Source organism: Pseudomonas sp. TE36184 (assembly GCF_054060055.1).
In genome coordinates, this window is record NZ_JBSSCU010000001.1 from 5,520,866 (window position 1) to 5,533,843 (window position 12,978).

Here is a 12,978-nt window from a genome sequence, read left to right on the forward strand (position 1 = left end):
TGGAGTCGCCTATGGAATTTCTCACAGTTTCACTGCTTAACGGCGTGATCTACGGCCTGCTGCTGTTTATGGTTTCCGCCGGCCTGACGCTGATTTTCGGCATGATGGGCGTGCTCAATTTCGCCCATGCCTCCTTCTATATGGTGGGCGCCTACCTGGCCTACACCCTGCAGAAGGTTGTCGGCTTCACGACTGCGGTAGTGCTCTCGACCGTGCTCGTGGGCCTGCTCGGCGTGATCGTCGAGCGCTTCTTCCTGCGCCGCGTACACAAACATGGCCATGCTCATGAACTGCTGCTCACCTTCGGCCTGACGTTCATCATTGCTGAACTGATCAAGTTGTTTTACGGCAACTTTTCCGTCGAATACCGAGTTCCAGAGTTCCTCAACTTTGCCGCCTTCCAGGTGTTCAGCACCGACTATCCGTTCTATCGCTTGTTGATGGGCGTGGTCTCGCTGCTGGTGTTCGGCCTGATCTACCTGCTGTTGACCCGCACTCGGGTCGGCATCGTGGTGCGGGCGGCGATTCATCGTCCACAAATGGCCGAGGCCCTGGGGCACAACGTCCCGCTGGTGTTCATGGCCGTGTTCGGCATCGGCGCGGCACTGGCCGGCCTGGCCGGGGCTCTGGCTGGGGCGTTCTACACCACCAACCCGAACATGGCCCTGGAGCTGGGGGTCATCGTGTTTGTCGTGGTGGTGGTTGGCGGCCTGGGTTCGATGGCCGGGGCCATGATCGCGTCGCTGCTGATCGGGCTGATTTCTTCGTTCGCGGTGGGTGTGGACCTCAGCCTGGCTTCACTCCTGGGTTTGCTGGGGGCAGGTGACTGGGCGCAGCAGATGGGCGGGTTGATGACCCTCAAGGTATCCAGTGTGGCGGCAACCATTCCGTTTGCGCTGATGCTGCTGATTTTGCTGATCCGGCCGTCCGGGTTGATGGGCGAGAAGGGGTAAACCATGAAACTGACGAATATCCTCCTGGCGGTGCTGTTGCTGGCCCTGCTGGTGCTGCCCGCCATCCTGCCGGCGGCGATGGTCAACGCGGCCATCCAGATGCTTATCGCGGCCTTGTTTGCCTGTGCCTTCAACCTGTTGTGCGGGCAGGGCGGCATGCTTTCGTTCGGTCATGCGGCGTACTTCGGCGTGGGGTCGTTCGCTACATTGCATGCGATGAGTGCGCTCAATGGTCAAGGCCTGCTGCCGACACCGTTGCTGCCGCTGATCGGTGCCATGGGCGGCTTTATCTGCGGCCTCTGCGCCGGTTGGTTCGCCACTAAACGGGCGGGCGTCTACTTCTCCATGATCACCCTGGCGCTGGCCGAGTTGCTGCATTCCCTGGCCCCGCACCTGAATACGCTGTTTGGCGGCGAGGCGGGTATTTCGTCCATGCGCGCCCCTGCCTGGGGCCTGGATTTCGGTGACGCGACCCAAGTGTATTACCTGACGCTGGGTTGGGTGGTGCTGTCGATTGCCTTGCTCTACGCCTTCACGCTGACGCCCATGGGGCGCCTGACGTTCGCCTTGCGCGAGAACGGCCACCGCCTGCAGTTCCTGGGCTACAACGTTCACCGCTTGCGAGTGCTGGTGTTTGCCTTGTCGGCGATGTTTGCCGGTATTGCCGGTGGCTTGCAAGCACTGAACCTGGAGTCGGCCAACTACGTGCTGTTCGACATGCGTTTTTCTGCCGAAGTGGTACTCAACACCTACATCGGCGGCGTCAACGTGTTCCTCGGGCCGGTGCTCGGCGCTGCCCTGATGACGTTCTTTGGCAACGCCGCCTCTGACCTCACGCAATCCTGGTTGCTGTATCAGGGCCTGTTGTTCGTACTGGTGATGATGTTCATGCCCAGCGGCCTGGCCGGGCTGGTGCTGTGCTGGAGTGCGCAGATCCGTCGGCGCGGTTGGCTGGCGATCATCCCGGCGGCGTTCTCGGCGCTGCTTGGCGCTGGGGTGTTGAGCCTGGCGGTGGTGTTTTTGATCGAGACGTTGCAACGCGTATTCAGCCAGGACTATCAGGCCCTGTTGATGACGGACCAAGCCTGGCCGGCGATCAGTCTGTTCGGCCGTGAATGGCTGCCGGGCGCGCTGCTGACCTGGGCCACGCCGTTGCTCTTGGGGGTGGCCGGGCTGTTGGTCTTGAAACTGGCCCGGCACCAATGGCTGCGCCTGCTGGACGACGAACCGGTGGTCAACGCCGCCGCACTCAGGCCTCGGGTCGAAGGAGAACAACCATGAGCGATGCGATCCTGCAGTTACGCGATGTGCATAAGTCGTTTGGCGAGGCTCACATCATTCGGGGTGCGCAGCTTGAATTGCGTGCCGGTGAACGTCATGCGGTGATCGGTCCCAACGGGGCCGGCAAATCGACCTTGTTCCATCTGATCTCCGGGCAGTTGCAGCCCAGTAGCGGGCAGATCCTCCTGGGCGCGGAAGCGATCCAGGGCTACTCGCCACAGCACATCAATCACCTGGGGTTGTCGCGCTCGTTCCAGATCACCAACATTTTTCCCGGGCTCTCGGTGTTCGAAAACCTGCGCATCGCGGTGATGCGCAAGCACCGGATGCAATACCACTTCTGGCGCTCCGTCCAGCGTTACCCCGAGGTGCGCGAGCAGACTGAGCAATTGCTCGAACAGGTGCGGCTACAGGACAAGCAAACGGTGTGCGCGGCCGAACTCTCTTACTCCGAACAGCGCGCCTTGGAGATCGGCATGACCCTGGCCTGTGACCCTCGGGTGATCTTGCTCGACGAGCCGATGGCGGGCATGTCCCATGAAGAAACCGATTACGCCCTGAACCTGATCCGCGAGGTGACCCAGGGGCGTTCGCTGCTGATCGTCGAACATGACATGGACGTGGTGTTCTCCCTGTGCGACCGCATCAGTGTGCTGGTCTACGGCGAAGTCATCGCCACCGGTACACCGGACCAGATCCGCGCAGATCGTCGGGTGCAGGAAGCCTACCTGGGTGAGGAGCAATGTGCATGAACCCTACTTCGCAAAACCTGCTGTCGATCAGCGACCTGCATGTGCATTACGGCAAGAGCCATGTATTGCATGGGGTCGATCTGCACATCGGTCACAACGAGGTGGTGAGCCTGCTCGGGCGCAACGGCGCCGGGCGCTCGACCACCATGAAAGCGGTCATGGGCCTGGTGCCGCCCAGTGCCGGCAGCGTGCAGTTGGCCGGGCGCGAGTTGACCGGGCTGCGCCCCTATCGCATCAGCCGTGCCGGCATCGGGTTCGTCCCGGAGGAACGTGAGGTCTTCGCCAACCTCAGCGTCGAGGAAAACCTGCGCATGGGCCAGCAAGCGCCCACCGACGGCGCCACGGCGTGGACCGTCGAGCAGATGTTCGAGTTTTTCCCGCGGCTGCGCGAGCGCCGTAACACTGGCGCGGGCAACCTTTCGGGGGGCGAACAGCAGATGCTCACCCTGTGCCGGTCGTTGCTGGGCTGCCCCAGAGTGCTGCTGATCGATGAACCCACCGAAGGCCTGGCGCCGAAGATTGTGGCCGTCGTCGCCGAGGCTATTCGCGAGATCCACCGACGTGGGGTTTCGATCCTGCTGGTGGAACAGAAGCTGACCATCGCGCTTAAGGTCTCGTCGCGAGTCTGCGTGATGGGGCATGGGCGGATTGTCTTCGAGGGCACGCCGCAGGCGCTGACCGACGATGCGAATTTGATGAAGGAATGGTTGGCGGTCTAGACCGACCGCCAGCGTGTTCAACCCGGCAGGTTCGCCTGCCAATTTCCCCCCCGATTGTGTGGCAGCACGTGTGCTTGCCAGGGGGTTCTGCGTTTTAAATCCACCGGGAAAAACAATAAAAATGAGCCTGCCTAACTACATCACCGTACAACCCCTGCTGTTGCTCAGCGTCTTGCCGGGCCTGGTCCTGGCCCAGGAGCAGGGCTTTATCGAAGGCGCAACGGCCAACGTGCTGATGCGCAACTTCTACTTCAACCGTGACTTTCGCGACAGCGGTGCCGCCCAGGCCAAGAGCGAGGAGTGGGCGCAGGGCTTTCTGCTTAACGCACAGTCCGGCTACACCCAAGGCACCGTGGGTGTCGGCGTCGATCTGATCGGCCGTCTCGGGGTCAAACTCGACAGCGGCAGTGGGCGTGCTGGCAGCCTATTGTTGCCGGCGGACGGCAAAGGCTCGGCGGATGATTTTTCCAGCCTGGGCGCTGCGCTCAAACTGAAACTGTCGAAGACCGAGCTGAAAGTCGGGGAGCTGCTGCCGAGCCTGCCCATCCTCCAGTACAACGATGCGCGGTTGCTGCCGCAAACCTTTCAGGGGGCGATGCTGACTTCGAAAGAAATCACCGGGCTGACCCTCAATGCCGGGCAGATGCGCTCATTCACTCAGCGCAACTCCAGTAACCGCGAAGACCTGTTTATTGATGGCCGCTCGTTCGCCACGTCCGACCGCTACAACTACCTGGGTGGCGAGTACCGCTTCAACCAGGAGCGGACCATGCTCGGCCTCTGGGGCGCAGAACTGGAGGATATCTATCGCCAACGCTTAGTCCAGTTCGCCCACAAGCAACCGGTCGGTGCCTGGACGCTTGGGACCACCGTCGGCCTGCTCGACTCCGAGGAACAAGGCCAGGCCAAGGCCGGCAAAATCGACAACCGCTCGTTCTACAGCACCCTCAGCGCGGCACATGGCGGGCACACGCTGATGGCCGCCTGGCAGCGCATGTACGGCGAAGACGGGACCATCTGGCTAAGCCCGACCACCACCGTGCTGCCCAGTGATATCCAGGTGCGCAATTTCGCCTCCGCCCAAGAGAAAGCCTGGCAGCTGCGATACGACTACAACTTTGCCGCCATGGGGGTGCCAGGGCTGACGACCTTCGTGCGTTACGTCAGTGGCGACAACGTACTGGTGGCGGGCAGCAACGACGGCAAGGAATGGGAGCGCGATTTTGACGTGTCCTATGTGATCCAGAGCGGCGCGCTGAAGAACCTGGGCCTGCGCTGGAGAAACGCCATGGTGCGTTCCAGTTTCGGTCCGTCAGTCGACGATAACCGACTCATCGTCAGCTACAGCCTGGCGCTGTTCTGATCGATATGCCGACTATTCCGGTAACAATTTCCTTTGACAGACCCCGCAGTGCGGGTTAGTTTTTCTGAGCTGGTCAGACAAGTTGTTTTAAATGTATGACCAGCTACAAAAATAAGTGAGAACCTCATGTCCTACTCAGATAGCTCAGCACCTGCGTCCGTACAACCACAGCCTGAAACGGCTGTTTTCCAGCACAGCGCCTATGCCGGCATCCACGACAAGGTGGTGGTGGTCACCGGTGGTGGCAGCGGTATCGGCTTGGCACTCGCCAAAGGTTTTGCTCGCAACGGCGCGCACTTGCTGCTGATCGATATCAACGCTCAAGCCATGGCCGACGCCAAGGGCGAGTTGCAGGAAGCCTTCCCCAATAGTCGAGTCGAATGCTTCCAGGCTTCGGTTGCTGACGAAGACGCGGTTGAAGCGGCCTTTGCCCACGCCAAGGCCTGTTTCGGGCGTATCGACGTGCTGCTTAACAACGCCGGCGTATCGATCAACAAACCGTCGCTCGATATCAGCCCGGCCGAATGGCGTCGGGCCGTCGAGATCAACTTCAACAGCGTGTTCTTCTGCGCCCAGGCGGCGGCCCGGCACATGATCGAGCAGCAGGCGGGCGTGATCATCAACACCTCGTCGATGTGGGGCGTGTCCCACTCCGCCGATCGCACGGCGTACTGCGCGACCAAGGCCGCCGTGGTCTCCATGACCAAGTGCCTGGCAGTGGAATGGGCCCGCCATGGCATCCGCATGAACGCCATCGGCCCTGGCTATACCCGCACACCGTTGGTGGAAGAACTGCAACGGGCCGGACGCCTGGACGTCGAGGCCCTGCGCAAGCGCACGCCGTTGCAACGCCTCGGTGAGCCGGGCGAGATGGCCGAGCTGGCGCTGTTCCTGGCGTCCAGCAGCGCGACGTTCATCACCGGGCAGATCTACGTGTCGGACGGCGGCTGGACCGCCAACGGTTTCTAGTTCGCCTTCGTTGTGGCGGCCCGCCGTGGCCCGTCGATTCGAGTTCTTTGTGGAGAAGTGAAATGCCGAAAAGTGTTGCCTTGTCGCCGGCCTCGCCGTGGGTCGAGCTCAGTTCCACCGATGCCGACTGGAAGCAGGCCGACCCTGCGTTGCTGGGCACGATGCTCAGCCAGTTGCACCTGATCCGCGCCTTCGAGGAGACCGTGCTGGAACTGGCCGGAGAAGGCCTGGTGCATGGTCCGGCGCATTCGAGCATCGGTCAGGAAGGGGGCGCGGTAGGTTCGATCGTTGCGCTGGGCGCGGCGGATGAAGTCAACGGCTCGCACCGTGGTCATCACCAGTTCCTGGCCAAGGCGCTGGTCTACCTGATGCCCGAGGGTATCGACCCGAAAGCGCCGGTCACTGCACCCATCCAGGATCTGCTGCAACGTACCCTGGCGGAAATTCTCGGCCTGGCCCAAGGGTTCTGCAAAGGCCGGGGCGGTTCGATGCACCTGCAGTGGGCCGAGGCCGGCGCCCTGGGGACCAACGCCATTGTGGGCGGTGGTGTGCCGCTGGCGGCCGGTGCCGCCTGGGCACACCGGCATGCCGGGACCGACACCGTGGCGGTCACCTATTTCGGTGACGGCGCGGTGAACATCGGTTCGGTGCTGGAGACCATGAACCTGGCGGCGGCCTGGAAACTGCCGCTGTGTTTCTTCATCGAGAACAACCTGTACGCGGTGTCCACCACGGTTGAGGAAGCCACTGCCGAGCCGCGCCTGTCGGCACGCGGGCTGGGTTTCAATATTCCGAGCTGGAAGGTCGACGGCATGGACCCGCTGGCGGTTTACCTGGCCATGCAGCAAGCCCTGGCGCACATGCGCGCCGGCAACGGACCGACCGTCATCGAGGCCGATGTGTACCGGTTCTTCCATCAGAACGGTCCGTTTCCCGGCAGCGCATTCGGTTACCGCAGCAAGGAAGAAGAGCAGAGCTGGCGCGCCCGTGATCCGCTGGAACGCCTGGCCCGCGAAATGAAAAAGCGCGACCTGATCGACGACGCCGGCCTGGCCGATCTGCGTGGAACCATCAAGCTGGCCATGGCCCAGGCGGCGGCTGAATTGCTTGAAGCCGACCCGGCGGGCAAACCGGGCAAGCGACGGATCCGTCCCCAGTTGTGGCCTTCGCCGGACTTTCGCGATGTCGGGATTCGTGGCGACCTCAGTGAACTGGCCACGGCCCGGACCTGTGAACTGGCGACCTATCGCGGCGGCCTGCAGCAACGCAAGTTCATCGATGCCATCGCCGACGTGATGAACCGGCGCATGGAAACCGATGACAGCATCGTGGTCATGGGTGAGGACGTACACCGTCTCAAGGGCGGTACCAACGGCGCCACGCGCGGCCTGAAAGAGCGTTTTCCGCAGCGCATCCTCGGTACCCCGATCAGCGAGAACGCCTTCTGCGGGCTGGGTGGCGGCATGGCGTTGGACGGGCGTTTCAAACCGGTGGTGGAGTTCATGTACCCCGACTTCATGTGGGTCGCCGCCGACCAGGTGTTCAACCAGATCGGCAAGGCGCGGCACATGTTCGGCGGGCAGAGTGACGTGCCGCTGGTGCTGCGCACCAAGATCGCCATGGGCACCGGCTACGGCTCGCAGCATTCCATGGACCCGGCCGGCATCTACGTCACCAACCCGGGCTGGCGCATCGTTGCCGCGTCCACGCCGTTCGACTACATCGGCCTGATGAACACCGCGTTGGCCTGCAAGGACCCGGTACTGGTGATCGAGCACGTCGACCTGTACAGCCACAGCGGCGAAGTGCCGGTGGACGACTTGGACTATCAGATTCCATTCGGGACCGCCGCCGTGCGCCGAGAAGGCCGTGACCTGACCATCCTCACGTACCTGAGCATGGTCGGACACTCCCTGGAAGCCGTGGAGCAGACCGGCATCGATGCCGAAGTCATTGACCTGCGTTTCCTCGACCGCGCCAGCTTCGACTGGGCCACGGTCGAGGCGAGTATTCGCAAGACCAATAATGTGCTGATCGTCGAGCAGGGCGCCCGAGGGACGTCCTATGGCGGTTGGCTGGCCGATGAACTGCAGCGCCGTTGCTTCGACTGGCTCGACCAGCCGATCCAGCGCGTGACCGGTGGCGAAGGCTCACCGAGTATTTCCAAAGTCCTGGAGCGCGCCGCCTGTGCCCGCACCGAGGAAGTGATCGAAGGCCTGCAACAGGTCATCCGTGAAAAAGGGGCACACCAATGAGCGTGAAGATGCTGGTTCCAATGGAAGTGGGGATTTGCTGCGTCGATCTCCCGGCCCTCAGCCGTTTCTATCAGGACGTGCTGGGTTTCACCTTTGTCGCACAGGTGCAAATGCCGGCCGCCGCCGCGCAGTTGGTGGGCCTGAGCGAAGGCGGCTACAGCGTGGTGCGCCTGCAGACGCCTTACGGTGAACGGATCAAGTTGCTGGCGCCTGAGCGGGCGCCGGTCCGGCCTGAACCGGGGCTGATTCTCGACCGGCAGAATGCGAGTTACCTGACGTTCATCGTCGAAGACATCGCCAGCCTGGTGGACGACCTGAAAAATGCCGGTGCGAGCTTCTGCGCCGAGGCTGCCCCGATCCAACTGCGCCCCGATGTGAAGGCGCTGTTCTGCCGCGACCCGGAGGGCAACGTGCTGGAACTGGTGGAGTACGCCGATATCGCCGCCTACCGTCCCGATCTGTTCAGCGACAGGAGCGCCTGATGGCCAAGCTCTTACATATGCCGGAAGTGTCGGCCAACGCCACCCACGCCGCGATCCAGAACTGGACCCTCAAGGAAGGCGACACCATCAGCGCCGGTGATTGCATTGCCGAGATCGAGACCGAAAAGGCCTTGGTCGAACTGGCCGCCGAGGAAGATGCGGTGCTGGGCAAGATCCTGGTCGAACCGGGGCGCGAAGTGGAAGTGGGCGCGCCGATCGGGGTGCTGTTTGCCAGAGGCGAAACCGATGTCGATATTGCCGCGCTGTTGGCCAAGGCCGGTGCGCTGGCGGCGGCCAATGAGCCGGTGGTGGATGACGCACCGGTGCTCCAGCCTCGGGCCGAGGTGGCGCCTGCGATTGACGCGCACAGCGGGCGGATCTTCGCCAGCCCTCTGGCCCGCCGCCTGGCAGCGGCCAAGGGGCTTGACCTGGCGAGCCTCAAGGGCAGCGGGCCGAACGGGCGCATCGTCAAACGCGACGTCGAGGCGGTCGCCGTTGCCGCTGCGGTGGCCGCACCGACGCCCGTGTCGACCGTCGACTTTGATGAAATCCCCCACAGCAGCATGCGCAAGACCATTGCCCGCCGCCTGGTGGAGAGCAAGGCCACGGTCCCGCATTTCTATCTTGATGTGGAATGCCGGATGGAACCTCTGCTGGCCCTGCGCGAGCAGGTCAACCGGACCGCAGCGAGGAAGATTTCGATCAACGACTTCATCGTCAAGGCGGCGGCTGTCGCCCTCCAGCAAGTACCGGCGATGAATGTGACCTGGACCGAGACGGCGCTGCGCCGCTACCACCAGGCGGATGTCTGCGTGGCGGTGTCCACCGAGAGCGGCCTGATCACCCCCGTGGTGCGCAATGCCGACAGCAAGGCCCTTTCGCAGATCAGCGCGCAGGTGGCGGAGTTGGCCGGGCGCGCCCGCGACGGACGTCTGCGCCCCGAGGAATACCAGGGCGGCAGTTTCACCATCAGCAACCTGGGGATGTTCGGCGTCGAGCAGTTCAGCGCGATCATCAATCCACCCCACGCCGCGATTCTGGCGGTGGGTGCGACGCAGCAAAAACCGGTGGTTGAAAACGGTGAGCTGAAGGTCGGTGCGGTACTGCGTTGCACGTTGTCGGTGGATCATCGGGCCGTGGATGGCGCACTCGCTGCGCAATGGTTGGCGGTGTTCAAGGGCCTGATGGAAAACCCGCTGGGCATGCTGATTTGAGAGAGTACCCATGAGCGAAATGAAATTTGATCTGATCGTCGTCGGTGGCGGCCCCGGCGGTTACGTGGCGGCCATTCGCGCCAGCCAGTTGGGGCTGCGCACGGCGTTGGTGGAAAAGGCGCAACTGGGTGGGGTCTGCCTGAACTGGGGCTGCATTCCGACGAAGGCCCTGTTGCGCAGTGCCGACGTGTTGCGCCTGATCGGCAGCGCAGGCAGTTTTGGTATTGAAGTCGGGCCGGCCAGGCCGGACCTGAAGGCCATCGTCAAGCGCTCCCGCGATGTCGCCGCCCAGTTGCACCGTGGGGTCAGCGGGTTGATGAAAAAGCACCGCATCCAGGTGTTCAATGGGCATGCGCGGCTGGATGGGCCGCAGCGCCTGAAAGTCAGTGGGGAGCAAGGCGAGCTGAGCCTGAATGCGCCGCATATTATTCTCGCCACCGGGGCCCGGGCCCGAGTGCTGCCGGGCATGGAGCCGGATGGCAAGCATTTCTGGAGCTACCGTCAGGCGTTGGTGCCGGACAGCGTACCCAAGCGGCTGGTGATCATCGGCGGCGGTGCGATCGGGATCGAGTTCGCCAGTTTCTATCACGCGCTGGGCGCCCAGGTCAGCGTGGTGGAAATGGCGGAGCGGATCCTCCCGGTAGAAGACCACGAGGTCAGCGCCCATGTGGCGCAGGCCCTGGTTCGCGACGGTATCTGCCTGTACACCGGCTGTGCGCTGCAAGGTAGCAAGGTGGAGCAGGGCGCCGTGCAGTTGCGCCTCGAAGGCAACAGCAACGAGACGCTGCAGGCTGACGTGGTGCTGGTGGCCGCGGGCATTGTCGGCAATGTCGAGGAGCTGGGGTTGGAAGGCACAGGGGTCAAGGTGCAGCACACCCATGTGTTAGTGGATGAGTTCTGCCGCACGGGCGAGCCGGGTGTCTACGCCATTGGTGATCTGGCCGGGGCGCCGTGGCTGGCGCACAAGGCCAGCCACGAAGCCGTGATCTGTGTCGAGAAGATCGCCGGTCAGAACCCCCACCCACTGGACCCCCGCAGCGTGCCGGCCTGTACCTACAGCCACCCGCAAGTCGCCAGTGTCGGCTACACCGAAGCCCAGGCGCGCAGTGCCGGCAAGACCCTCAAGGTCGGCAAGTTCCCCTTCGCCGCCAACGGCAAGGCGATTGCCATGGGCGCCACGGAGGGCTTCGTCAAAGTGGTGTTCGACGCAGACAGCGGCGAGTTGCTCGGCGCGCATATGGTCGGCGAGGAGGTCACCGAAATGATCCAGGGCTACACCATCGCGCGAGGCCTGGAGACCACCGAGGCCGAACTGATCGAAAGCATCCTGCCGCACCCGACGATGTCCGAAGCCATGCATGAGGCCGTGTTGGCCGCCTATGAACGCGCCCTCCATTGCTGAGCACTGATCCACGAGCGATTGCCGAACTGTACGAGGTTGAGTCGTGTCAGTTCGGCAGGCGCCGGGAGCGTTCGGGGCTGCCTAGAAGTACGAGGAAAGACCGCGTGATGCTCAACGGCCTCAACCGATCGGAAGACTCGTCTTCGGTCACGCGTCATTCCCGGTGTCGCGGGTTTGGGGCTCAGGGATGGTGATGTTTGTATTCCTGGCTCACGCCGCCATACCCATACGCACTGGCCCTGCAATCAATGAGGTGGATGTTGGAGTGTGGATGCAGGTTGCCGATTTCCTCGGCCAATAGCGCGAAAGCCTCACGCTGAAAGCGCGCCTTCTGCGCTTTGGTGTTTGTCTCATCGGTGATGGTGACCTCCAGCCGGAACGAGTTGTAACCCAGTTCGGCCAGCGAGCAACTGTTGATGAACCATTGCTCATGAGGCACGAAATGCACCATCACCAGCGTCTGCTCCGGGCGTTTCTCCAGCACATCGCAGGTTAGCGCGGTGAGCTGGGAAACGATCCCCTGGACTCGCGCAAGGTCAGGTTGGCCAGAGATTTTGAGTGTGATGCCGGGCATGTTGGAGTCCTCGTCGGGAGTAAATGTCTGGCTCAGAGTAAGGAGTGGCTTGAGTGCTGAAAAGCCGGAAGATATGATCGTATCCTTCGGAAAAACGGCAGGATGAGCATGCGCCCCTTTGACCTGGAACTTTTGCGAGCCTTCGCCGTTGCGATGGAGTCGGGCAGCCTCGCGCAGGCGGCGCCTAAGTTGTGTCGGTCGCAGTCGGCGTTAAGCGAGCAATTGCGCAAGCTCGAGGCCTTCACCGGGGTTACGTTGCTGGAGCGGGGTAAAAAAGGCGTCAGGCCGACACCGGCTGGCGAACGCTTATTGGTCCACGCACGCGACATGCTTGCCTTGAGTGAGCGTGCCCTTGAAAGCGTGCGTGGCGTGACCTTTGTCGGCGAGTTGCGGCTGGCCATCACCGACTACTTTCTGCCCAGCTCGATCGCCGACCTGTTGAAGAAACTGCGAGTGCGCTATCCGCACCTTCGCCTGCATGTGTCGGTACGCAAGAGCATGCACATCGAGAGCGGGGCAGATTCAGGCGACTTCGATATCGGCCTTTCCATGCGAATTCTCGACGGGCGCAGCCTGCCTGAGGGCTTGCCGGTGCGACAGGAGGCGTTGCGTTGGGTGTCGGTCGCGGGGTTCGAGGCTGAGCGGGAGGGAAACACCCCGTTGCCACTTTTGGTACTGCCGCAGGGATGCAGCCTGCAGCGCCTCGCCAGAGAGACCTTGGAGGCTCACGAGGTGCCTTATGTGGTTGCGCATTCGGCGTCCGGCGTCGCGGGGCTGCAATCAGCGTTATTGGCAGGTTTGGGCGTCGCTTGTCTGAATGCGTCCGCAGTACCGATGGGCGCGCAGGTCTGCCAGTCGGCGCACCATTTACCGGGATTGCCGGATGTTGAGTTTAGCCTGTTGCCCCCTCGCCCTGGCGAATCGCCCTTGGTCGGGGCCGTCAGGGAAATGCTTGCGAGCCAGTTCAGTTAATCGTCCGAGAAGCCAGCAGCGCCGCTAGGGCGCTACGGGGCG

The 12,978-nt window shown here is 62.7% G+C and carries 12 protein-coding genes; 11 read left to right on the forward strand and 1 reads right to left on the reverse strand.

Annotated features, from left to right (window positions below):
• Window positions 1-11: 11 nt before the first annotated feature.
• From ACVWZP_RS24950 to lpdA, 10 genes are all read left to right on the forward strand, one after another.
• Window positions 12-953 carry a branched-chain amino acid ABC transporter permease gene (locus ACVWZP_RS24950; protein WP_046382005.1) on the forward strand — a complete coding sequence of 314 codons (942 nt, stop codon included), beginning with the start codon at window positions 12-14 and terminating at the stop codon, window positions 951-953.
• Window positions 954-956: 3 nt separating this feature from the next.
• Window positions 957-2,234 carry a branched-chain amino acid ABC transporter permease gene (locus tag ACVWZP_RS24955; RefSeq protein ID WP_108525485.1) on the forward strand — a complete coding sequence of 426 codons (1,278 nt, stop codon included), beginning with the start codon at window positions 957-959 and terminating at the stop codon, window positions 2,232-2,234.
• Entirely contained in the window at window positions 2,231-2,986 is a 756-nt protein-coding gene (locus ACVWZP_RS24960; RefSeq protein ID WP_046382007.1) for an ABC transporter ATP-binding protein, read from the forward strand. Before ACVWZP_RS24955 ends, ACVWZP_RS24960 begins: the two co-directional genes overlap by 4 nt.
• Window positions 2,983-3,705, forward strand: a complete 723-nt coding sequence (locus ACVWZP_RS24965; protein WP_046382008.1) for an ABC transporter ATP-binding protein — start codon at window positions 2,983-2,985, stop codon at window positions 3,703-3,705. Before ACVWZP_RS24960 ends, ACVWZP_RS24965 begins: the two co-directional genes overlap by 4 nt.
• A 115-nt stretch (window positions 3,706-3,820) precedes the next feature.
• A complete protein-coding gene (locus ACVWZP_RS24970) occupies window positions 3,821-5,068 on the forward strand; it encodes an OprD family porin (protein ID WP_371928143.1) in 1,248 nt (415 codons plus the stop codon).
• A gap of 126 nt (window positions 5,069-5,194) precedes the next feature.
• On the forward strand, window positions 5,195-6,037 hold the full coding sequence (locus ACVWZP_RS24975; protein ID WP_079444744.1) for an SDR family NAD(P)-dependent oxidoreductase: 843 nt from the start codon (window positions 5,195-5,197) through the stop codon (window positions 6,035-6,037).
• Between the two features lie 62 nt (window positions 6,038-6,099).
• Complete coding sequence (locus ACVWZP_RS24980; RefSeq protein ID WP_126587244.1) at window positions 6,100-8,292, forward strand: alpha-ketoacid dehydrogenase subunit alpha/beta; 2,193 nt, start codon at window positions 6,100-6,102, stop codon at window positions 8,290-8,292.
• Complete coding sequence (locus ACVWZP_RS24985; protein ID WP_046382011.1) at window positions 8,289-8,774, forward strand: VOC family protein; 486 nt, start codon at window positions 8,289-8,291, stop codon at window positions 8,772-8,774. Before ACVWZP_RS24980 ends, ACVWZP_RS24985 begins: the two co-directional genes overlap by 4 nt.
• A complete protein-coding gene (locus tag ACVWZP_RS24990) occupies window positions 8,774-9,988 on the forward strand; it encodes a pyruvate dehydrogenase complex dihydrolipoamide acetyltransferase (RefSeq protein ID WP_079444743.1) in 1,215 nt (404 codons plus the stop codon). Before ACVWZP_RS24985 ends, ACVWZP_RS24990 begins: the two co-directional genes overlap by 1 nt.
• Window positions 9,989-9,998: 10 nt before the next feature.
• Window positions 9,999-11,390 (forward strand): dihydrolipoyl dehydrogenase, encoded by a 1,392-nt coding sequence (gene lpdA / locus ACVWZP_RS24995; protein ID WP_457370219.1) that lies wholly within the window; start codon window positions 9,999-10,001, stop codon window positions 11,388-11,390.
• Window positions 11,391-11,571: 181 nt separating this feature from the next.
• Here lpdA and ACVWZP_RS25000 read toward each other — a convergent pair whose 3' ends face one another.
• Window positions 11,572-11,964 carry a tautomerase family protein gene (locus ACVWZP_RS25000; RefSeq protein ID WP_017847336.1) on the reverse strand — a complete coding sequence of 131 codons (393 nt, stop codon included), beginning with the start codon at window positions 11,962-11,964 and terminating at the stop codon, window positions 11,572-11,574.
• A gap of 108 nt (window positions 11,965-12,072) precedes the next feature.
• On the opposite strand from ACVWZP_RS25000, the gene ACVWZP_RS25005 reads away from it, so the two are divergent.
• The gene (locus tag ACVWZP_RS25005) at window positions 12,073-12,936 is read left to right on the forward strand and encodes a LysR family transcriptional regulator (protein ID WP_457370220.1); all 864 of its coding nucleotides are present in this window, start codon (window positions 12,073-12,075) and stop codon (window positions 12,934-12,936) included.
• Window positions 12,937-12,978: the final 42 nt, after the last annotated feature.